Annotated in this window: 20 protein-coding genes and 1 pseudogene; 14 read left to right on the top strand and 7 right to left on the bottom strand. The window is 70.0% G+C overall.

The features are described 5' to 3' along the window. The first annotated feature begins 45 nt into the window (after positions 1 to 45). From VKK44_RS08730 to VKK44_RS08700, 7 genes are all read left to right on the top strand, one after another. The gene (locus VKK44_RS08730) at positions 46 to 1,356 is read left to right on the top strand and encodes an aspartate aminotransferase family protein (protein WP_343447721.1); all 1,311 of its coding nucleotides are present in this window, start codon (positions 46 to 48) and stop codon (positions 1,354 to 1,356) included. A 32-nt stretch (positions 1,357 to 1,388) separates the two neighbouring features. Further along, positions 1,389 to 2,420, top strand: a complete 1,032-nt coding sequence (locus VKK44_RS08725) for an NAD-dependent epimerase/dehydratase family protein (protein ID WP_343447720.1) — start codon at positions 1,389 to 1,391, stop codon at positions 2,418 to 2,420. A 61-nt stretch (positions 2,421 to 2,481) separates the two neighbouring features. Further along, positions 2,482 to 3,258, top strand: coding sequence for a UbiA prenyltransferase family protein (locus VKK44_RS08720; protein WP_343446336.1), 777 nt, complete (start codon positions 2,482 to 2,484; stop codon positions 3,256 to 3,258). After that, positions 3,251 to 4,270 carry a glycosyltransferase family 2 protein gene (locus tag VKK44_RS08715; protein ID WP_343446335.1) on the top strand — a complete coding sequence of 340 codons (1,020 nt, stop codon included), beginning with the start codon at positions 3,251 to 3,253 and terminating at the stop codon, positions 4,268 to 4,270. The genes VKK44_RS08720 and VKK44_RS08715 overlap by 8 nt, the downstream gene beginning before the upstream one ends. After that, a complete protein-coding gene (locus VKK44_RS08710; RefSeq protein WP_343446334.1) occupies positions 4,267 to 5,454 on the top strand; it encodes an endonuclease/exonuclease/phosphatase family protein in 1,188 nt (395 codons plus the stop codon). Before VKK44_RS08715 ends, VKK44_RS08710 begins: the two co-directional genes overlap by 4 nt. An 87-nt stretch (positions 5,455 to 5,541) precedes the next feature. Continuing rightward, the gene (locus VKK44_RS08705) at positions 5,542 to 5,886 is read left to right on the top strand and encodes a hypothetical protein (RefSeq protein WP_343446333.1); all 345 of its coding nucleotides are present in this window, start codon (positions 5,542 to 5,544) and stop codon (positions 5,884 to 5,886) included. 106 nt (positions 5,887 to 5,992) lie between these two features. Then, the gene (locus tag VKK44_RS08700) at positions 5,993 to 7,186 is read left to right on the top strand and encodes a PP2C family protein-serine/threonine phosphatase (protein ID WP_343446332.1); all 1,194 of its coding nucleotides are present in this window, start codon (positions 5,993 to 5,995) and stop codon (positions 7,184 to 7,186) included. Between the two features lie 60 nt (positions 7,187 to 7,246). On the opposite strand, the gene VKK44_RS08695 is transcribed toward VKK44_RS08700, so the two are convergent. The 3 genes from VKK44_RS08695 to VKK44_RS08685 all read right to left on the bottom strand — a co-directional run bounded on the left by VKK44_RS08695 (position 7,247) and on the right by VKK44_RS08685 (position 10,222). Then, positions 7,247 to 7,588 (bottom strand): STAS domain-containing protein, encoded by a 342-nt coding sequence (locus tag VKK44_RS08695; protein ID WP_343446331.1) that lies wholly within the window; start codon positions 7,586 to 7,588, stop codon positions 7,247 to 7,249. 2 nt (positions 7,589 to 7,590) lie between these two features. After that, positions 7,591 to 8,055 carry an ATP-binding protein gene (locus tag VKK44_RS08690; RefSeq protein ID WP_343446330.1) on the bottom strand — a complete coding sequence of 155 codons (465 nt, stop codon included), beginning with the start codon at positions 8,053 to 8,055 and terminating at the stop codon, positions 7,591 to 7,593. Positions 8,056 to 8,209: 154 nt separating this feature from the next. Continuing rightward, the gene (locus tag VKK44_RS08685) at positions 8,210 to 10,222 is read right to left on the bottom strand and encodes a SpoIIE family protein phosphatase (protein ID WP_343446328.1); all 2,013 of its coding nucleotides are present in this window, start codon (positions 10,220 to 10,222) and stop codon (positions 8,210 to 8,212) included. Positions 10,223 to 10,626: 404 nt separating this feature from the next. On the opposite strand from VKK44_RS08685, the gene VKK44_RS08680 reads away from it, so the two are divergent. Both VKK44_RS08680 and VKK44_RS08675 read left to right on the top strand, forming a co-directional pair. Then, a complete protein-coding gene (locus VKK44_RS08680; RefSeq protein WP_343446327.1) occupies positions 10,627 to 11,082 on the top strand; it encodes an aldo/keto reductase in 456 nt (151 codons plus the stop codon). Between the two features lie 62 nt (positions 11,083 to 11,144). After that, on the top strand, positions 11,145 to 12,377 hold the full coding sequence (locus VKK44_RS08675) for a vanadium-dependent haloperoxidase (RefSeq protein ID WP_343446326.1): 1,233 nt from the start codon (positions 11,145 to 11,147) through the stop codon (positions 12,375 to 12,377). Positions 12,378 to 12,476: 99 nt separating this feature from the next. Here VKK44_RS08675 and VKK44_RS08670 read toward each other — a convergent pair whose 3' ends face one another. Next, positions 12,477 to 12,785, bottom strand: a complete 309-nt coding sequence (locus tag VKK44_RS08670) for a thioredoxin family protein (protein WP_343446325.1) — start codon at positions 12,783 to 12,785, stop codon at positions 12,477 to 12,479. Positions 12,786 to 13,477: 692 nt separating this feature from the next. On the opposite strand from VKK44_RS08670, the pseudogene VKK44_RS08665 reads away from it, so the two are divergent. Then, positions 13,478 to 13,611 (top strand): annotated as a pseudogene (locus tag VKK44_RS08665) (LD-carboxypeptidase); the annotation flags it as partial. A 277-nt stretch (positions 13,612 to 13,888) separates the two neighbouring features. On the opposite strand, the gene VKK44_RS08660 reads toward VKK44_RS08665, so the two are convergent. Then, positions 13,889 to 14,215: a TraR/DksA family transcriptional regulator gene (locus VKK44_RS08660; protein ID WP_343446324.1), complete on the bottom strand. Its 327-nt coding sequence runs from the start codon at positions 14,213 to 14,215 to the stop codon at positions 13,889 to 13,891. Positions 14,216 to 14,373: 158 nt separating this feature from the next. On the opposite strand from VKK44_RS08660, the gene VKK44_RS08655 reads away from it, so the two are divergent. Beyond that, positions 14,374 to 14,826 (top strand): hypothetical protein, encoded by a 453-nt coding sequence (locus VKK44_RS08655; protein WP_343446323.1) that lies wholly within the window; start codon positions 14,374 to 14,376, stop codon positions 14,824 to 14,826. Positions 14,827 to 14,938: 112 nt separating this feature from the next. Here VKK44_RS08655 and VKK44_RS08650 read toward each other — a convergent pair whose 3' ends face one another. Continuing rightward, a complete protein-coding gene (locus tag VKK44_RS08650) occupies positions 14,939 to 15,340 on the bottom strand; it encodes a GNAT family N-acetyltransferase (RefSeq protein WP_343446322.1) in 402 nt (133 codons plus the stop codon). Positions 15,341 to 15,586: 246 nt separating this feature from the next. Here VKK44_RS08650 and VKK44_RS08645 point away from each other — a divergent pair, with 246 nt between their 5' ends. The 3 genes from VKK44_RS08645 to VKK44_RS08635 all read left to right on the top strand — a co-directional run bounded on the left by VKK44_RS08645 (position 15,587) and on the right by VKK44_RS08635 (position 19,102). Continuing rightward, positions 15,587 to 15,742, top strand: a complete 156-nt coding sequence (locus tag VKK44_RS08645; protein ID WP_343446321.1) for a hypothetical protein — start codon at positions 15,587 to 15,589, stop codon at positions 15,740 to 15,742. Between the two features lie 1,037 nt (positions 15,743 to 16,779). After that, positions 16,780 to 17,943, top strand: coding sequence for a right-handed parallel beta-helix repeat-containing protein (locus VKK44_RS08640; RefSeq protein ID WP_343446320.1), 1,164 nt, complete (start codon positions 16,780 to 16,782; stop codon positions 17,941 to 17,943). Positions 17,944 to 18,424: 481 nt separating this feature from the next. Then, positions 18,425 to 19,102 (top strand): YwqG family protein, encoded by a 678-nt coding sequence (locus tag VKK44_RS08635; protein WP_343446319.1) that lies wholly within the window; start codon positions 18,425 to 18,427, stop codon positions 19,100 to 19,102. A gap of 82 nt (positions 19,103 to 19,184) precedes the next feature. Here VKK44_RS08635 and VKK44_RS08630 read toward each other — a convergent pair whose 3' ends face one another. Continuing rightward, entirely contained in the window at positions 19,185 to 19,859 is a 675-nt protein-coding gene (locus VKK44_RS08630; RefSeq protein WP_343446318.1) for a hypothetical protein, read from the bottom strand. Positions 19,860 to 19,871 lie beyond the last annotated feature (12 nt).

The following is a 19,871-nucleotide window of genomic DNA, read 5'->3' as shown; positions in this document are numbered from 1 at the left end:
CACGACCTGTACCGCCGGCACGTCAACAAGAGTCAGGTCGCGCTGATGACCTCCTTCGGGTTCGGTCGCGAACTCGTCGAACGCGCCGAGGGGGCCTATCTCTGGCAGCGCGACGGCCGAAAGATCCTCGACCTGACCGGCGGGGTGGGCGTGCTCAACCACGGGCACAACCATCCGCGCATCCTCGACGTACGTCGCCGCTTCGCCGAGCGGCGCAGCATGGAGGTGCACAAGACGTACTTCTCGCCCTACCTCGCGGCGTTGTCCCACAACCTCGCCGAAGTGCTCCCCGGCGACCTGAACATGTCCTTCCTGCCCAACTCGGGCGCCGAGGCGGTCGAGGGCGCGGTGAAGCTCGCCTACAAGTACCACCGGGGCCGGCGCGGCACGGTGCTGCGGGCCGACAGCAGCTTTCACGGCAAGCTGCTCGGCTCCGGCGGCCTGACCGGGCAGAGCCACTTTCCGTTCCCCACCATCCCCGGCATCGACACCTTCCGGTACGGCGACCTCGACTCGGTGCGCGCCGCGGTGCGGCGACACCCCGACGACGTGTACGCGATCCTCATCGAGCCGTTCAGCGCCTCCACGCTGCGGAGCTGTTCCGAGGAGTTCCTGCGCGGCCTGCGCGAGCTGTGCACCCGGCACCAGATCGTGCTCATCTTCGACGAGATCTACACCGGCTGGGGCAAGACCGGCACACTCTTCCACTTCATGCGCTACCCGGACCTGATCCCCGACGTCCTCACCACGTCCAAGTCGTTCGGCGGCGGCAAGTCGTCCATCTCCGCGTTCGTGGCGCGTGAGCCCATCTACCGCCGGGCCTACGACAACCTGAACGACGCGCTGCTCCAGAGCACCAGCACCACCTACTACGGCTTCGGCGAGGAGTGCGCCACCGCCCTGGAAGCGATCAACATCGCCGTCGAGGACGACTACCCGGCGCGGGCCCGCCACCTGGAGGCGGTCCTCGCCCCCGGGCTGCGGCGGCTCGCCAAGCAACATCCGGACGCGATCAGCGAGGTGACCGGCGCCGGCGCGCTGTGGGGCGTCTTCCTCGACGGGGGCCCTCGACTGCTGGACCTGCTCGCCAAGGTGGCCCCGGTCGGCATGGCCCGCGACCCGCAGTTCAAGACCAAGGTCGTTACCTGCGCCGTCGTCAATGCGCTCTACCAGGACCACGACATCTACTCGTACTACACGCTCAACGGTCGCAACCCGCTCGTGCTCGCCCCGAGCCTGGTGACCGACCCGGCGGACGTCGAACGCGCGATCGACGCCCTCGACCAGACCCTGCACCAGGGACTCGGCCGGCTGACCGTCCGCTTCGTCAAGGAAAAGGTGAGTTCCCTGTGGTGACCCGAACCGTCGTGGTCACCGGAGCCGCCGGCATGCTCGGCTCGCATCTGGCCCGCCGGCTGCGCGCCGACGGCGACCTGGTACGTGCCGTGGACCTACGCCCGGGTCCCGACATCGCCTTCGTCGGTGACGTGCGCGACACGACCCTGATGCGTCGGGCACTGGCGGGGGCGGACGCCCTCGTGCACTGCGCCTCGGCACTGCCGAGCTATCCGGCGGCGCAGATCAGGTCCATCGTGGTGGACGGCACGAGCACGGTGCTCGGCACCGCGGTGCGGGCGGGTGTGCCGCGCGTCGTGCACATCTCCTCGACGGCCGTCTACGGACTGCCGCGGATCGTGCCGACCACCGAGGAACATCCCCGCGAGCCGGTCGACACGTACAGCGCGGCGAAGGCGGCGGCTGAGGAGATCGCCGACGAGCTGCGCGCCGCCGGGGCATGCCTGCCGATCCTGCGGCCCAAGACGTTCCTCGGTCCGGGCCGGATGGGCCTGTTCGCCATGCTGTTCGAGTGGGCCGAGGAGGGCCGGCACTTCCCGGTGCTGGGCCGTGGTGACGTACGCATCCAGATGCTCGCCCTGGCTGACCTGGTCGCGGCGGTCCGAGCGGTGCTCGACGCGCCGTCCGAGGTCGCCAACGACACCTACAACATCGCCGCCGCCGAGTTCGGCACGCTGCGGGAGGACTTTCAGGCGGTGCTCGACGCGGCCGGTCACGGCCGGCGCGTCGTCCCGCTGCCCGGACGTCCCGCGCTCGCCGCGCTGCGCACGCTGGAACGCGTGCGCCTGTCTCCGGTCTACGGCCGGCTGCTGAGCAAGCTCACCGCCGACTCGTACGTGAGCATCGACAAGGCGCGCGACCGGCTCGGCTTCCAACCCCGGCAGTCCAACCAGGACGCCATCCTCGACACGTACGCCTGGTGGCGCGAGCAGCGCCGCCTCGGCGACCGGCCGGAGCGCAAGGAGTCGCACGATGCTGCCCACCAGAACGGACCCACCACCGGACGCACCAGCCGCGATCCCTGGAAGCAGGGCGTCCTCGCCGCCGCCAAGATCTTCTTCTAGGCCGCTCGGCGGTTTCGTCCAGCTCCTGCGGCCCGGCCAGTGGCCCAAGAACCTCGTGGCGGTGCTCCCCCTGCTCGACGCCGACCTGTGGAGCTGGCCACACCTGCGCACGGTCGCCGCGGCGGTGCTCGGCTTCACGCTCGCGTCGGCCCTGGTGTACGTCCTCAACGACATCGCCGACCGCGAACGCGACCGGGCCCACGACCGCAAGCGGCTGCGCCCGATCGCCTCCGGGCGGGTTACGCCCTGGCAGGCGGGCGCGCTCGCCGCGCTCCTGCTCGCCGGGCTGGTCCTGCTGGTCGCGACGGACGTCCGGTCGTGGTGGCCGCTGCTGACCTACCTGGTCGTCAACGTCGCCTACAGCTTCTTTCTCAAGCACGTGCCGCTGCTGGACCTGTTCGCGGTCGCGGTCGGGTTCGTGCTGCGCCTCGTGCAGGGCTACACCGCGGTCGACGCGCCGCCGTCGGGCTGGCTCACGCTCTGCGTGCTGTCGGTCTGCCTGCTACTGATCTTGGGTAAACGGCGTCACGAACTGCGGGTCGCCGGCGCCGTCCACCGACCGGCCCTGGTCGGCTACACCGAACACCTGCTCGACCAGTTGCTCGGGCTCACCGCGGCCAGCGCGCTCATCACCTACCAGCTCCACGCGTCGGCGGTCAGCCGCACCGCGCTGCTCACCGCTCCGTTCGCGCTGTTCGCGCTGTTCCGCTACCTCCAGATCGTCCTGGTGCACGCCGGCGGCGGCAGCCCCGTCCGGGTGCTGCTGCGTGACGGCGTGATGCTCGCCAACGCCGGGCTCTGGCTGCTCGTCCTCGAAGGGGGAAGCCTGTATGGCTGAGACGCTTGCCGACGACCGCGTCACGGTGTCGGTCGTCGTCCCGATGTACAACGACAGCCGCACCATCGAACTCTGCCTGGCCTCGGTGCACGCCCAGTCGATGCCGGCACACGAGGTCATCGTGGTCGACGACGCCAGCACCGACGCCAGCGCCGCCCTCGCCGCCCGGCAGCCGTGCCTGCTGGTCAGCGCGGACGCCAACGGCGGTCCCGGCGCGTCCCGCAACCTCGGCGTACGGCACGCCACGGGTGAGATCATCTTCTTTCTCGACGCGGACGTGACCATGCATCCGGATGCCATCCGCAACGCGGTCCGACTGCTGCGCGGCGAGGAGGGCTACGGCGCGGTCTTCGGCGTGCCCGACAAGGAGCCGCTGTTCGCCGAAGGGCTCGTCGGGCAGTACCGCATCCTCCAGTACCACTACTGGCGAAAGAGCGCGGAAGGGCTGGTCAGCGGCGGGTTCTACGCCCTCGGCGCGGTCACCCGCGAGGCGTTCGACCGAGCCGGCTGGTTCAACCCCGCGCTGCGGCAGACCGAGGAGATCGACCACGCGGAGCGGCTGTCGCGGTCGTACCCGATGCTGTTGACCTCGAAGGTCCGCGGCCGGTTGTCCGACGAGAGTCGGATGGCGCCCATCCTGCGCAAGGCGTTCCGGCGCAGCCGGTTGCGGGTGCCGTTCTACCTGCGGCGCGGCCGTGCCATGCAGGGCATGGAGACGGGCGGCCGGGCCGCCGCGGCGGTCCTGGCGGCGGCGACGTTGCTGAGCGTGCCGGCCGCGGTCCTGTTTCCCCCGCTCGCCCTGCTGACGGTCGTCCTCCTCGGCGGCTTCGTCGGAAGCGATCTGGGCCAGTACGTCTTCGTGCGACGCGAGCGCGGCTGGGGCTTCGTCGTGTTCTTCACGGCCGCGCATCTGCTGATGAACACCGCAGTCGTCGCCGGTCTCGCCACCGGGTTGATCGAATGGCTGCTACGCCCTCGCTTCCGCAGCCTCTACCAGGAGGTCGCCCCATGACCACCACACGCGAAGCCGAGGTTGTCGGGGCGCCCCCGGCACCGGCGTCACGCGGTCGACGGGTCGCCCGCGCGCTGCGCCTCGGCTACGGCTGGGGCGTCGTCGGCGTCGGCGCGCTCTTCCTGGCCTTCACGGTGACCCGTCGGGTGGCGACCGGGCGGTGGCACTGGTCGATCCTGCTGGACTCGGCCCCGCCGGTGCTGCTGGTGCTGGCACCACTGCTGCTGGCTGCCGCTGCGGCGGCGGCCTGCGGTCGTCGCCGGCACTGGGCCGTGGCGCTCGCCGTGGCGGGCCTGCTCCCCGGTGTCGACCAGCTCGGCGTCTATCCGGCCGCGCTGCTGCGCGACGCGCGACCGGTGCCGGTTGGCGCGGTCCACCTCTTCACCTGGAACACGAACTACTGGGGGATGAGCAACCGCGACCCCGAGGCGCAGTTCGCCTTCCTCCGTCGACAGAACGCCGACGTCTACCTGCTACAGGAGCATGTGGTCTGGCTGCCGGGCAGCGCCGAGGCCGGCTACCTCCCGGTGGACGACGACGAGAAGCTACGCGCCGAATTCCCCGGCTACCACATCGCGCGCAGCAGCGAGTTGGTCACGATCTCCCGGTTTCCGATCGTGGCGAAGCCGCTGTTCGGACCGGCCGCCCGGCTGCCCGCCGGCACCCCCTTCGCCGAGGTCTTCGCGCGGGACAAGGTGCTCCGGACCGACCTGCGTGTCGGCGAGCGGACGGTCTCGGTCTACAACGTGCACGTCACCGTGCCGACCGCGATCGACCTCGACTTCCTGCACCCGCAGGTCGACCTCGACGGGTACTACCGGCGCAAGTTCACCTGGCGGCAGGAGGAGGTCGCGGCCGTCACCGAGGATGTGCGGCGCAACCCGAACCCGTCGATAGTCTCCGGCGACTTCAACGCCACCTCGGCGATGGGCACACTCGACGGGCTGCGTGCCGTCACCCGCGACGCGTCCGACGAGGGCACCCAGGTGCTGCCCCTGAGTTGGCGCTTCGACGCGCCGATGAACTTCAGTTGGGACAGCCCGCTCGCCGGCCTGCCCCTGCCGTTCTGGCGGATCGACTGGACGTTCACCCGAGGTGCGGTCGACGTGCACCGCTACCGACTGGTCTCCGCCGAGCGGCTCTCCGACCACCGCCCGCAGGACCTGTGGTTCTCGGTGCGTTGACGGCTCGTCCGGCCCGGCAGGCGCACGCCGGGCCGGACGATCGTCGTTCCGACCCGGGGAGCGGCGCGGAGCGGGTCGGCATCGCGGGTGCTGTTCAGGATCGCGTATGTCATGCGAAGGGTCATGGGCACGGGCGTCGTCGTGCTGGACACGATGCTGTCGCTGGCGTTCCTGTGCTGGCCCGTGCTCAGCCCCAACTACTTCGTCGCCGGACACCGTGGCAGCCACGCCCTGGTCGCCGTCCTCGCACTGGCGCTCGGGCAGACCGCCGGGAAGCTACTCCTGTTCGACGCCGCGCGTCGCGGAACGGGACGGCTCGCCCAGAAACCCGCACACCGGATCGCGCGGCGGCCAGGAGCGCCCGTTGGGCCGGGCGGATCCAGCGCTGGCTCTCCCGACAGATGTCGTCGAGGTGCGCGGCTGTCTCGCTGACGGCGCTTCTGCGGGTCAAGGCGGCGGCAGCAGCCCACGCGGTGGAACGCCCGCGTACTCTGACCGGTCAGGCAGCCCCGCGTGGGCGGAGGCGAAGGTCGTGGGCATGGGCGAGCGGGACGCGCTGGGAGACTTGCTGCGGCAGGCGCACCACGCCCGGTCCGAGGACCTGCCGGGGATGGCACGGCGGGCCGCCCAACAGCTCGGCGCCGACGACATGATCCTCTACGTGGTCGACCACGAGCAGCGTCAACTGCTTCCCCTGCCCGGCCCGGACGCACCGCACCGGGACGCTCTGACAGTCGAGGGCAGCCTGGCCGGCCGGGCGTTCAGCATGCTGCAGTCCTTCGGCGGACCCGTCGACGGCGGCGCACGGTTGTGGCTGCCGCTGCTCAACGGTCTGGAGCGCGTGGGCGTCGCGGAGGTGACCGCCGCAGCCGTCGTGCCTGACTCCGCCGTGGTCGCGTTCGAAGCGGTCGCTTCCCTGCTCGCCGAGCTGGTGATCACACGGTCGCACTACAGCGACACGATCGAGCAGGTCCGCCGCCAGGCGCCGATGCGCCTGCCAGCCGAAATGCTGCGCGCCCAGCTGCCACCGCTCACCTTTTCCACCGGCAACCTGATCATCAGCGGGATTCTGGAGCCCTGCTACGACGTGGGTGGCGACGCCTTCGACTACGCGGTCAACGGCGACACCGCCCACCTCGCCCTGTTCGACGCCGTCGGGCACGGCTCCAGTGGTGGGATGCGCGCCGTGATGCTCGCCAGCCTGGCCCTGGCCGCGTACCGCAACGCACGTCGGGGCGGTCTCGACCTGGTCAAGACCTACCACCACATCGACACCGCGGTACGTGACCACGACCGGCGCGGGCTGATCACCGGGGTACTGGCCGAGCTCGACCAGCGCACCGGCCGGCTGCGGGTCATCTCCGCCGGACACCCGGGCGGGCTGGTGCTCCGACGCGGCCGGGTCGCCACCGTCCTACCCACGCCCACCGCCCTGCCCGTGGCCCTCGGCGACCGGCACCCCCCGTTGGTGGTCGAGGAAGCCCTCGAACCCGGCGACGACGTGCTCTTCTACACCGACGGCATCACCGAGGCCCGTTCCGCCGACGGGGAACGGTTCGGCACCGAGCGGCTGGTCGACTTCGCCGTCCGCGCCCTGGCTGACGGGCTGCCGCTGCCAGAGACCGCCCGGCGTCTCGTCCACGCGATCCTCGCCTACCAGGATGACCGGCTCCAGGACGACGCCACCGTGCTCATGGTCCGCTTCTGTGCGCCCACGACAGGTCGCGGCTGACTATTCCCCGGCTCCCGTGTCGCGCCGGCAGCCTCGCGGGTGACACCTCAGCCCTCGCGTTCAGATCGCGGTGGACGGCAGGTCTGCCGCCCGGCCGAACAGCTTCATGATGCCGGTCATGTCGAGGACCCGGCGGACCTGCCCAGCCGCGTTGACCAGAGCGAGATCCACTCCCCGATCGGCGGCGTGGTGGTGCGCGCCGATCAGGATGCTGAGCACGGTCGAGTCGATGAAGGTCAACCCCGCCACATCCACCATCACCATCCCGGCCTGGTCGATGGTCTCGTGCAGCAGCTCGTCGAGCCGGTCGGCGCCCGAGATGTCGATCTCACCGGTCAGCGTCAGGACGCGACGATCGGCGCCGACGTCGACCCGCCAGTGCCAGGGATGCTCCGCGGCCACTGTCACCCTTCCTCGTGCCCGGTCAATCGGGGACGTAGCTGCGCTGTCACCGAGGCAATCGTTCCCTGACCGGAGTTGTCGATCATCAGCCCCTCGGTGAGCTGCTGTGCCAGCCACAGTCCCCGGTGGCCGACCTCCCCCGGTGACGGCAGGGCCACGGTCATCTCACCCAACCCCGGCCCGTCGTCGCTGACCTCGCAGGTCAGGAGGTCGTGGCGCTGCCACAGACGCACCTCGCCACTGCCCCCGCCATGGCGCACCACGTTGGTGACCAACTCGTGTACCGCCAACACGAAGTCCTCCAGCCCGTCGCCCACCAGACCCGCCGAACGGGCTGCCGCGGCGACCGCGTGACGCAGCACCGTCACCCGGGCGGCGGTGATCTCTTCCGACAACAACGTCACGTCACCGGCGCCGTGAGCGGTGTTCAACCCGGCACCCACGTCGTCCGTACCGCCGATGCCCATGATCGGAAGCTACACGTCGCCGATGCGGTACGCCCAGGCACACCTGCCGGCGTCCGGCGGCAGCGCCTGGGCCGCCGGTCACGCACAACATCCGGTCGTCGTCCGGAGAGCGGAGGAGGTACGACGAGCGGGCCCAGCGTGAGCGTGTCGGTCTTCAACTGTCGAGCGGTTCTCGGGTGAGACAGAGCAGGGCGACGTCATCACGCCGCGGCCGGGGTCCCACGTCGCTGCGGAGGATGTGATCGAGGATGTCGGCCGGGTCGAGGCGGGGTGCGCCGCGTACTGCCGCGCACAGTTCCTCCAGGCCGCGGTCAAGTGGATGGCTGCGGTCCTCCACCAGCCCGTCGGTGTACAGCACCATCGTCGCCGCCGGCGGGAAGTCGAAGCTGCTCTCGCGGTAGACGACCGAGTCCGAGACACCCAGCGGAGCCTGCGTGCGGAGGCCGAGCAGGGTGGTGGTGTGCGCGTCACGCAGGATGGGGGGCGGGTGCCCGGCGAGGACGCCGGTGGCAGTGCCCCGGGCGACGTCCAGCCGCAGGTAACAACACGTCGCCATGGCGTCCAGCCGCACGGCGCGGATGAGATGGTTGGTGTTGGTCATGACGGTGGATGGTCGCTGTCCGGCCATCGCGTACGCGCGTAGGGCGTCTCGGACCTGTCCCATCGCCGCGGCGGCGGCGGTGTTGTGTCCGGCGACGTCGCCGATCACGACCCCGACGATCCCGTCACTGATGGGAATGATGTCGTACCAGTCGCCGCCCACCTCGGCGCCCCGTGTCCACGGCAGGTACCGGGCGGCGTGCCGCAGTCCCGCGGTGGTCGGCAGCGTCGCCGGCAGCAGGGCGTGCTGGAGCTCGGAGGCGATCGACATGCTGGTCTCGAACAGCATCGCCCGCTGCAACGCCTGGGCTCCCAGCGCCGCCAGCGCCGTGAGCGTCGATCTGGTGTCCGGGTCGAAATCCCGCGGCTCCCGATAGCCGACGACGAGCGTACCCAGCACCTCACCGGCGACGGTCAGGGGGAGAAACGCCCACGCCTGCCGGTTGCCGGGCGGGACGGCCGAGTCCGCGTCGGGCTGGGCGGCGTCGAACTGCGCCGGTGAGGTCAGGTAACACGGCTGCCCGGTACGGGCGACGGTGGCCGCCGGGTAGGGATGCTCGACCGGCAGCTCACGCAGCCGAGCGACGACCTCCGGTTCGTAGCCGGCGTGATAGGCGAGGTGGAGGGACTGTTCCTGGCGCAGGAGCAACGCCAGGCCCTGCCCGCCGGCCGAGGGGCGCAGCACCGAGCCGATGGCGGCGTAGACCTGCGCTGTCGTGTTCGCCGCGACCAACGCCCCGGTCACGCACTCCAGGCTGCGGGCGCGAGCTGCCGCCTGCTCGGCGCGGGCCGCGATCTCGACCAACTGTCGCTGCCGGTCGACCTGCTCGGTGATCTCCCGGAACGACACCGCCACATGACCGCCGCCCGTGCGCCCGACCTTGATCTCCCATACCTGGCCGATCTCGGGATAGCTCAGCTCCTGCCGCCACGGCTTCCCCGTGTCGGCCGCCGCACGGTAACGGTCGAACAGGCCGCTCTCCCAGCTGTGGGCGGCGATCTCGCTGAGCGGATGGCCGATCGCGTCCTCCACGGTGCGGCCGGTCATCTTGGCCCCTTGCTGGTTGACGTACTCACAGACGAAGTCGAGGACCTCTCCGTCGGCCGCCCGTACGGGACGAAGCACCGTGAACCCGTCAAACGCGGTGTCGAGCATGTCGTACAACCGCACCGCACCGGCCGACTCCGGCGACACCCGCACCTGCCGCAAGTCGACGCAGCGCACCATGATCCCGTCGCGGTACGGGCCTACGCGGAACTCGAAGTGCCCGGCGATGGATGCCCGCTCGTAGTACACCATCCGCACAGCCGGGCTCCCGGTCTGCACCACCGACCGGTAGAACGGCAGTGTTCCGTCGTGCACGGTCTCCGGCCACAACTGCCGGTAGCGGCGGCCCACCAACTCGGCGCGATGTCGACCGACCATCCGGCAACCGGCGTCGTTGATGAAGACCAGCTCGAAATCAGCGATCACGTCACCATCGCGCACGGCCCGAGCCAGCATCCAGCCCTGCGGTTCCAGGTCCAGCATGGCGAGCACCTGAGCGTCGGGCAGCCAGTCGTCCACCTCACCACCCCCTCACGTACGCCACAGGCAATCATCGCCCGCCGTGCTGACCATCACCTAATGCCGTCATGCCCGCGAGGCAGAAGAGCCGGCGTCCCAACGACTGAAATCCCTATTCAATCTGTAGGGATTGAGGATTAATGTACAGACCGTGATCAGCCAACGGGCCCCGCTCGACGCCACCGCGGTCGCGGTGTCGCGGGGATGTTGCCGTGGCTGGACCGCCGCGTGCGGCTGCTGCCGCTGAGCGCGCACCCCCGACCTCCCTCCACCGTCGCGCCGCCCGGCGCGACGACGTCCGCCCGCGTCTCCGGGGATCGATCGACGGCCGACTCGTTGCCGCGTCGCACCCACACCTGCCCGGGCCCAGCACGCCCGGTAGCGCAATCGACAGGAAGAGCGTCATGACTGTCATCGCCGAACCGCCCACGCCGTCCGCGATCGTGGAGGGCCAGTGGATCGCCCAGCGGCGCGGCCGGGGGCGCGTCGTGAGTGAGCAGCCGCCGTACTCGATCCTCGCCCGCGAGGTCGAGCGGGAGTTGCTGCCGCTGGCCCAGCGGTACGGGTTGGCCGTGACCCCGTGGAACCCGCTCGCCGGCGGATGGCTGTCCGGGCGCTACCACGGCGGGCTCGACGCCCCGATCTCCCGCCGGGCCGACCGGTTCCCGGCCCGGTTCGACCCGAACCCGGCCGCCAAGGTGACGCTCTCCCCCGACGTGCTCGACCGCATCGACGCCATCGTCCCGCCCGGCTCCGCCCTGAACCCCGCCGACGCCGGCTACCAGCCGCTGTCGCTGGCCGACCCGCCGCGCCGCCGGCGCGGCGGGACCACGCCACCCGCCGCCGGACCGCCCCGGTGAGCGGCCGAGGCGCGCCGCCTTCCCTCCGGTTCCCTTTCTTCCCACGCAAGGAGTCACGCATCATGACCCTGTCGAGCCCCCGCGGCTGGCGCCGCGCTGTGACGGTGATCGTCGCCGCCGTCCTGGTGGCCGGCCTGCCCGCCGCGCCGGCCGCCGCCACCACGACCGACACCGTTCTGGAGTGGTACGACGCCACCGCGACCGCCGTCGCCACCGGCACCCGGCCGCAGGTCACCAACAGCCGCGCGTGGGCGATCAGCTGGCTCGCCGCCGCCCGCGCCACCCGCACCGCGCCCACCGGAAACCCCGGCCACTACCGGGACGCCGCGCTCGCGTCCGCCGTCCACACCGCGCTGAGCACCCTGATACCCGAGGGCGCCGCCGCGCTCGACACGGCGCTGCGGACCACGCTGGACCGGATCCCCGACGGGCGGGCCAAGGACCGCGGCACGGCCACCGGCCGCGCCGAGGCACGCTCGCTGCTGGCCCAGCGGACGGGCGACGGGCTCGACCCCGCCTCCGTCAATCCGGCGTATCCGAACCCCGAACCGGGGCCGGGCACCTGGCAGCCCACCCCACCGAGCTTCTCCCCCGCCCAGCAGGCCGGAACCCGCTTCGCCCGGCCGTTCCTGCTCGACCGCCCGGACCGGTACCGGCCCGGTCCACCGCCCGCGCTGGACTCGGAGCGCTACCGGGCGGACCTCGCCGAGGTCCGGGCGTACGGGGCGATGGACAGCGCGGTACGCACACCGCAGCAGACCGACACGGCGACCTTCTGGCTCGGCGCCTCACTGACCCTCTACACCGGGATCCTGCGCGCCGCGCTCGCGCAGTCCACCGGGCCGGTCGCCGGGCGGGCGAGCCTCGTGGCCATCTTCCACGTCGCGCTCGTCGACACCCAGATCGCGACCTCCGACGCCAAGTACGCCCACCTCCGCTGGCGACCGGTCACCGCCATCCGGGCCGGCGCAGACGGTGATGCGGCCTGGACGCCGCTGCACACCACGCCCGCGCACCCGGACTACCCGAGCGGGCACAACACCTACGCCGGCGCCGCCGAGCAGGTGCTCACCGCCCTGCTGGGTCCGCAGGCCCGCGAGCCGTACACCATCACCAGCCCGAGCCAACCCGGCACCACCCGGACCTACCGCGACTGGCAGCAACCCACCAGGGAGAACGTCGACGCCCGGGTGTGGTCGGGCATCCACACCCGGGCCGCGGACGAGGCCGGCGTCCGGCTCGGCCGCGATGTGGCCGCGCACACGCTGCGCAACGCGCCACGGCTGTTCCGCTGACCGGACCCACCGGGGCGGGGCGGCCACCGCCGCTCCGCCCCCCGAGCGGGGAAACCCACCGATGAGCATCGAGTTCCTCTGGTACATCCCGAACCAGGTTCAGCGCCAGACGTCGAGTTCCCGGCACGCGTCGAGGTGACGCTCGGCGTCCACCTCCACGACCTGGATCCTGTCGAGCTGGCGTCCGACGTCCGCCAGCAGCCGGCGGGTAGTCCGGCAGGGGGCGCAGAGGGCGGTGGAGAACTGCAGCAGAGTGACCACGGCGGTGTCCGCCCCGATGTCGGCGAGCAGCCGGGAGGCCGAGGCATCCCGACCGAGTTGGGTGGCGTCGTCATCCTGGGTGACCGTACGCAGCCGGCCCTCTCGCCGCCACCACCAGCCGAGCACGGTGGCGGCGGCCGGGTCCACCGCCGGGCGCCCGTCCCGGGTGCGTCCCGCCGGGATCCAGCCGCCGCCGACACGTTCCGGAACAATTGCCGTACGGCGTGAGCGAGTCTCTTCACGCGGGGCTCCTTCGAGCCGTGCCGTCACTTTCTGTCCGCAGTCGGGATGTTGGGGCATCCTTGCCCTCGCCACCCCCGGGAACGCCGCGCCTGCTCTGCTCTCCGACGCCCAGATGACCAGGATGATCGCCGAGACCGCCGCCGCCCTGCCCGCCCCGAACAGCGCCGCGCGCGGTGGGCGCACCGTAGGCGCGACCGGTTTCCCGCTCACGAAGCCGTCCCGCACCCAAGCATGGGCGCCCAGGCGCCGGGTATCCACCCGGCATGGGTAGCCAACAGCGAAACAAGCATGACAGCGGCGGCGAGTCAGCGCGGGGCCGCCGGCACCCAGGCAGCGGAGCACGGGGCCGACAGGGGGCCACGGTGGAGCACTCGCCGGATCAGCGGCACGAGCGCACCGCGACCGGATCAGCCGGCACCGAGCGCGACCACAGCCGGTCAAAGACGGCCCGGGAGGGGCGGATCAACCGCCAGGGTACGGCCTGACCCTCGGACACCGCTCCTCACGTGCTCCTCGGTCAGTTCCGCGCGACACACGGGCCAATAACCGTGCCGTGCCGATGCGGACCGTAGATCCACCGCGCCCCGCCTTTGCCGACGCGCCACAACCCGGAGGCGGTCGTCCGCGTCGGCATCCCGCTCGCCACACCAGACCACAGTGGATCCTGCCCCACGGCGGCCCGGTCTCCGTCGACGGCAGGGCCTGTCGGGTCTCCGCCGACTACCGGTAGACCCCAGGCGGGCCGGGCGGCGGCCGGCCCGCCGGCGCCATCGCCCGATTCCGGCGTACGGAATCCTGGTACGGCCGCTGGGGAACGTGCCAGGTGTGCGGGTGCGTCCTACTGCCGGACACCGCCGGCGACCGGTGTCACGAGCACTCGGCCGCCGGCTGAGCCTCCGTTACGCCAGGAACCGCGCGGATCGCGGCATTGAGCGCATCTTGTCGTGGCCCGCATAAACGCTTTGCTGGAATTAATGAGCACCCCCGTGTGCACTTTCCTTGATGCCCTACGCGCATGCCATGCAGAAGCGGGCGAACGGCCGCGCGGCGAGCCGTTCATCGCCGATCGGCTGCCCACATCGTTCGCAGACGCCGTAGGTCGCCGCGTCCACCCGACGCAGCGCGTCGTCAACGTCGACAATCCGCGCTCGCGCCCCGGCCAGCAGCGCGGTCAACTGGGCGCGTTCGAAGCCGATGGTGGCGCCCTCCGGGTCGTGCTCGTCGTCAGCATTTGAATCCCGCGATGCCAGGAACAGCACCTCCAGATCCTGGGCCAGCGTCGCCGCCTCAGCCTCCGCCCTCGCCCGTAGCCGCAACAGTTCATCCCGGACCATACGTGCAGCCTAACGGCCCTCAGCCCATGCAGGCAGGCCATGAAGGCGACGCGCACGGGTGGCGGCAGATGCGTGCACGAGGGCTGGCCCCAACACAGCGTGGGGGCGTCCGTTCCTGAGATGGCGCCTTCTACGCCGGAATGCCGGATGATCCCTGCGTGGAAATCACCCAACTGCTCCAGGCGCGAGTGACCAAACCGCACCCCGATCAGGCGGCCAGTGCCACCTGGCTGGCCATGGTGTACGCCAGCACCAGGGCAGTCGGCGGTGTGGTCACAACCTCGGTCGAGGAGCCGACGACCGGCCGAAACCACTACCGGCTCGGTGTGCGACTTCGTGATGGCAGGCCCTTGAGCATCCTCTTCAACGCTGCGGCGTTCCTGGTCGCTGGAGCTGAACGACAAGATCCCCACATGGTCAACGCGATGTTCGTTGACGTCCCCGGCGGGGAGATCTACCGCCGCGCAGCGCTGCGGCTGGCCACCACGGCGGAGCTGAATCAGCCGCTTGAAGACCGACACCTGTATCTACTTACCGAAGAGGAACGCCAGGATGTCGCCTACCACCAACCGAGCCGGCTCGGTGACCTGCTCTTCAACTGGTTCGACTGAGCTGCCCTCCGCGCTCGCCGAGCGGCATGAGCGCGTACCCACCGTCGGGCTTGGTGGCCGTTCCCCTCAGGGCAGATCGCGGCGCAGGACGTAGTTGAAGCCAAAGTCTGTCTCAGTGGAGCGGACGTCTATGTAGCCAAGCCGGCGGTAGAAGTCGTGCGCTGTGATACTCGCGCCGGTTTCCATTGTGGTCGTAGCCGTCGATCAGGGCCAGCGCCTCGATGTGGCGCATGAGGAGCCGTCCTATGCCGTGACCGGCGGCCCGGGGGTGCACGAACATGGTGTAGACCTTGTTGCCGTCACGGGAGACGGTGCCGATGATCCCACTTTCGTCGGCGACGAACATCTGCCGTTGTGTGGCGAGTTCCTTGATGCGATGTTCGGTGAAGTGTTCGCACATCCGCTCGATCACCTCGCTCGGATAGTCATGACTGTTGACCTCACGTAGGCAGCGTTCGATGAGGCCCGCCACGGCAAGGGCATCGGCGTTGTCGAACCGTCTTACGATCACCATCGGTCAATCTTGCCTGCGTCAGGTGCCAGACGGAGCACCGGCGTGACCGGACGACGTGATGGATGCCCTGCATTCGGCACGTCCGGATGCCTCACCCGGGCGTCAACTGGCTACGTTCCGTGACGCGCGGGGCGCGGCAGATCCGCGCAGCTGACCAACCGGTCGCTCCACGCTTTTCGAGCCACCTACGCACCGCGGCAAGGTCGGCGTCGGCCAGTCCGAGGCAACGTGTCACGGTACGCCTGGATGGACGGCGATCTCGTGATCGTCTTCGCGTTCTGGCGGCCGACCCATCCCTTCCCGGAAGACCTCGGGAGGGTCTTCGTCGCCAGGATCCCGCCAGACGCATTCGCAACCACACTCGAGGAAGCGGCCGACCCACTCGACGCCAAAGTCACCTGACAAGCGTGGTCGCCGAACCCAGGTTGCGCCCCATCCGCCGCTACCGTCCACGCCGGTCATCAGGCAACACACTGCCCTTCCCGACAACAAGACCAGGTGCGCTTCCATCGGCACGTGCGGACGTCGCCGGCCTGTGAAGCGGAGCCGCGACACTGACCGCTTTCGGGCGCGCCGAAGTGGTCACCGAGCAGAAGTCCTTGGTCAGGCCGTTGCCAGTGGGATCGATCTTCCGGAACTCAGGACGACGCCAGACCGACAGACAGCCGAATACATAGATGGCAATAGATCATCTCGCTCGGTCGCCGGCCGACTCCAGCCGTCGACCCCGAATCCCCAGCCGCCCATAGCCGTCGCTTCAGCAGCGCTGACCACTTCGGTCTGCTCTGGGAGGTCACACCGAACCGCCCGACCACATCACCGCTCAGATCCTTTGGACCTTGCCCGGCGCCGGCGAGCACTTCGTGCGCAGAGACCACTTCGCCGACTTCCACCCAACCTGCTCCACTTGTAAGGCCAGGCCATCCAGCGGCTTCTTACGGCCCTGACCTGCACACACTCCCCCACCAGGCGGCATAGATTACTGTCTACTGTTGTGCACAACTGCTGAGCGCTCAGGTGTGAAACAGGACGCCGCACCCACTCTGACCTGCAAAATCGCGAAGCCGCAGACAGGGGTGGGTGCAGTTGCGCGCCAGTGGGTGCCGTTCGATGCGGTTGAGTGCCGTTCAGTGCACCCCGTTGCTCCCAACCTGCTCCCCCGATGCCGGGCTCGTCACAGGGCTGCTGCCGTCGAACCGGGACAGCCGGGTCCTGCAGGTTGTCGGCAACCGATCGACAGGCTGCCGGCCCGAGCGCCCTTGGAGCTATGGCCGACGCCCGGTCAGCGACCGACGAGCTCCGGTGTTCCCGATGTGCTACCGCGACCCGGTTGTCCTCCGGGCCAACTCACAAATGCCACGCTGTGTCAGCGGCAGAAGAGGATGCGGCGCCTCTCGTGGCGGGGCTGCGCCGGCGCGGCCGGGTCATAGTCTCAGTCCATGTCTCGAGACAACGTGCGGAAGGCGGGGCGGTTCGCCGTGGCCGCCGCCGCACTCAGCCTGACCGCCCTCCTGCCCGCCACGCCGGCCGCCGCCGCGGGCACCCAGACCATCTACATGAACGCGTCCGGATCGGACTCGGCCGCGGGTGACACCCCGGCCGCCGCGGTGAGAACGCTCGAGCGCGTCGAGCAGCTCGTCGCGGCCGGCCCCTCCGACCAGGACGTCGAGGTTCGCATCCACGCCGGCACCTACGTGGCCCAGCAGACGATCTGGCAGACGTACCGGCCGGGGCACACGATCTCGTTCATGCCGGACGACTACGAGATCGGCGAGGGCGCCGACTCGATCGCCGCGCGGCCGGTGTTCCAGAACGCGCGGGCCAGCGGCTCCAATCGGTACATCGACGGCTACTGGTTCTACGCCTGCGCTGGCGGGGCGCTCAACGCCGGTGGCACCTCCGGCCTGCGGTTCTACTACCTGCAGGCGCAGTACTACTCGAGCGGCGGCATCTCGCTGGACGGATCGGCCGGGTCCTGTGGCGGCGGATACCACCCGTCCTCCGGGCCGGGCCTGCCGTCGGCGCGCGGCCTGGACGGCAACACCGTGTTCGGCATGGTCCTCACCTCGCTGGGCAATGCGTACACCGGTGGCATCTGCGGTGACGCGGACTGGCCGCGGTGCGGGTACGGCGGGATCGTGCTCACCGAGTCGTCGGGCAACCGGATAGCCAACAACCACTTCGTGAACCTGCGCAACAGTGAGAACAGCTACATCCACGCCATCTACATCACGCACAAGAGCTCGCACAACACGTTCACCGGCAACAACGTGACCGGGGTCAGCAGCGATCCAGTCAAGCTACGGGACGGCAGCGACTTCAACACCTTCGACGCCAACGTGTTCGGGGCGAACGGCTTCCCGCGCTCGTCGACGCCGCCGTCCGCGCACTACCTGGAGGAGGTCAACGTGGACGCGGGCGAATGCTCGTCGTACCACAACCGGTTCACCAACAACGACCTCGGCACGTACCTGATCGGCAGCAGCGCCAACCTGCCGACCTGGTACCTCTACCCGGCGGGCGCGACCTGGGCCGGCGCCGCGGGCTGCCCGGCGCTGCCGGCTGGCGAGACCCGGCTGACCACGGCGAACAACACCTACTGACGCTCGGGTCACAGGCCCACGGCACGGCTGGCGAGGACCTGCCTGCCGTGGGCCTCCCAGCGGCCGTGGGCTCCGAGTGGTCGTGGGCCTCCCAGCGGTCGTGGGCCTCGGCGTACTCCCGCTCCCACTCCTCGCGCTCCCGCTCGAAGCCAGCCCGCCACTCGCCGCTCTCCTGGCCGAACCCCTCGGGTCCCCTTGTTGGGCAGGTCCAGGTCGGGCACGTCGAGAGGCGATGATCCCTCCAGGCCGCACGAACCGCCAGCCGCGACTTGACAGCAATGCTCAACCGCGTCCAACGTCCGCCTTCGTTGCCACATCGATAACAGTGAGCGCCGACGCACGTGGACGATACGGCCAGGAACAGGTCGAGGTCGATGGTGTACCTACCGGCCATCGTCGCTGTCGACCTGCCCTCACGCGACCAGCGCTGCCATGATTGGCTGCGGGCCGGGTGTTGGGGCTGTCTGCTACCGTCGCCGCCATGGCTGCCGTACGGCGGATCGCGAACTATCACCAAGCCAAGGCGCCGGTGACCGAGCCGGTCACCAAGTTCGGCGGTCAGCCCGTCTGGCTCACCGGATCGCAGTGGCCGGTGAGCCAAGGCTGGGGCACCCCGATGCGGTTCGTCTGCCAGATCGCGTTGGAGCCCGAGTTCGCCGGTGCCGGCCCGGGGCGGCTGGCCTACGTGTTCGTCACCCATGGCGACCACGGCAGCGACGTGGAGGACTTCGACCCGGACGTCATCTTGCCCGACGGTGGCGAGAACGCCGTCATCATCCAGCCCGGCGGCGTCTTCGACGGGCCGACCAGCCCACTGACCAGCGGCCCAACGCTCTACCACCGCGATGGGTCGCCAGCGGAGTACACCGTCGAGCTGATCCGCGGTGAGGACCCCGAGCACCTGCCGTACGACGCCTACATGGCGCTGCCGCCAGACGAACGGGACCGCTACTTCCAGGCACTGGACCAGGACAAGATCGGCGGGACGGCGCTGATGCTCAACGAGCACGACTGGCCCACGAGCGGGCCGTGGCGACCCCTACTGCGCCTCGAGACGAACTGGAAGCCGTTTTACCTCAACCTCGGCGCCGCACCGGTGGCGTTCGCGTTCATCTCCACCGACGGCCGGCACGGGTGTTTCCTCGTTCAGGACTCGTAGCCAATCCTGCCCATAACTCGTCCTGTCAGCGCGCGCCTCGCGGCAGATCCGGACGCCGCACGGCTTGTTGCTCTAGGAGTCGCTATAGCAGGTCCAGCAGCGTCTCTATCCGTGTGGCCAGCAGCAGATCCATGGCGCCCTCGACGCGGACACTGGCCACTGCGCTACCCGGTGACTGCGCCAGCCGGATTACCAGCGTGGGCCTGCCTGCCAGCGGGTACTCGAACCAGCCGTCGCCTCCTTCGTCGTTCGTGTCACCGAACGCGCCGGTCAGTGCTGCCTCGTCCAGATCGTCATACGCGTAGCCGATGTAGGCGCTGATTCGCCGAAGCAACTGCACGACGTGTTCCTCGGTCACCCATCCCTCGACCCTCGCCACGTCGTCGCGAACTCCCCTTTTCTGTGGCAGCGACCCGGGCGACGCCAGCTTCTCCAACTGCGGGTCGTACGAGTCGAGCCCATACGCAACGGCCAGTACAGGGAGTGCGCTGGTGTCTTCCCAGCGGTAGGGCAGGGTCACTCCGACGAATCGATCGGCGAGGTCGGTGCGGCCCCATGGCTGCCGCCAACTCAGATCGTGATGCCACGGAGCGATCATGTCGGCAAGGTCCGGCCAGCGGCGTAGCAGCTCGGCGCGGAAAGCCAGGACGCGCTTATCCGGCACAAGACCGTCGGCCTTCCCGTCCGCGAGCCGATCAGCCAACCTCCGGGAATTCTCTGCTGCCCCGGACGGCCAGAAGTACAGGTCGTAGCTCACATGCAGCAGCGT

Source organism: Micromonospora sp. DSM 45708 (assembly GCF_039566955.1).
Taxonomy (GTDB): domain Bacteria; phylum Actinomycetota; class Actinomycetes; order Mycobacteriales; family Micromonosporaceae; genus Micromonospora.
The sequence above is the reverse complement of the archived record's forward strand: the minus strand, read 5'-3'. Positions and strand labels throughout refer to the sequence as shown.

Coding starts and splice junctions, on each gene's coding strand:
- VKK44_RS08730 (WP_343447721.1), top strand. CDS start 46: ATGACCTCCTTCGGGTTCGGTCGCGAACTCGTCGAACGCGCCGAGGGG.
- VKK44_RS08725 (WP_343447720.1), top strand. CDS start 1,389: ATGCTCGGCTCGCATCTGGCCCGCCGGCTGCGCGCCGACGGCGACCTG.
- VKK44_RS08715 (WP_343446335.1), top strand. CDS start 3,251: ATGGCTGAGACGCTTGCCGACGACCGCGTCACGGTGTCGGTCGTCGTC.
- VKK44_RS08710 (WP_343446334.1), top strand. CDS start 4,267: ATGACCACCACACGCGAAGCCGAGGTTGTCGGGGCGCCCCCGGCACCG.
- VKK44_RS08700 (WP_343446332.1), top strand. CDS start 5,993: ATGGGCGAGCGGGACGCGCTGGGAGACTTGCTGCGGCAGGCGCACCAC.
- VKK44_RS08690 (WP_343446330.1), bottom strand. CDS start 8,055: ATGGGCATCGGCGGTACGGACGACGTGGGTGCCGGGTTGAACACCGCT.
- VKK44_RS08680 (WP_343446327.1), top strand. CDS start 10,627: ATGACTGTCATCGCCGAACCGCCCACGCCGTCCGCGATCGTGGAGGGC.
- VKK44_RS08675 (WP_343446326.1), top strand. CDS start 11,145: ATGACCCTGTCGAGCCCCCGCGGCTGGCGCCGCGCTGTGACGGTGATC.
- VKK44_RS08660 (WP_343446324.1), bottom strand. CDS start 14,215: ATGGTCCGGGATGAACTGTTGCGGCTACGGGCGAGGGCGGAGGCTGAG.
- VKK44_RS08650 (WP_343446322.1), bottom strand. CDS start 15,340: ATGGTGATCGTAAGACGGTTCGACAACGCCGATGCCCTTGCCGTGGCG.
- VKK44_RS08645 (WP_343446321.1), top strand. CDS start 15,587: ATGGACGGCGATCTCGTGATCGTCTTCGCGTTCTGGCGGCCGACCCAT.
- VKK44_RS08640 (WP_343446320.1), top strand. CDS start 16,780: ATGTCTCGAGACAACGTGCGGAAGGCGGGGCGGTTCGCCGTGGCCGCC.
- VKK44_RS08635 (WP_343446319.1), top strand. CDS start 18,425: ATGGCTGCCGTACGGCGGATCGCGAACTATCACCAAGCCAAGGCGCCG.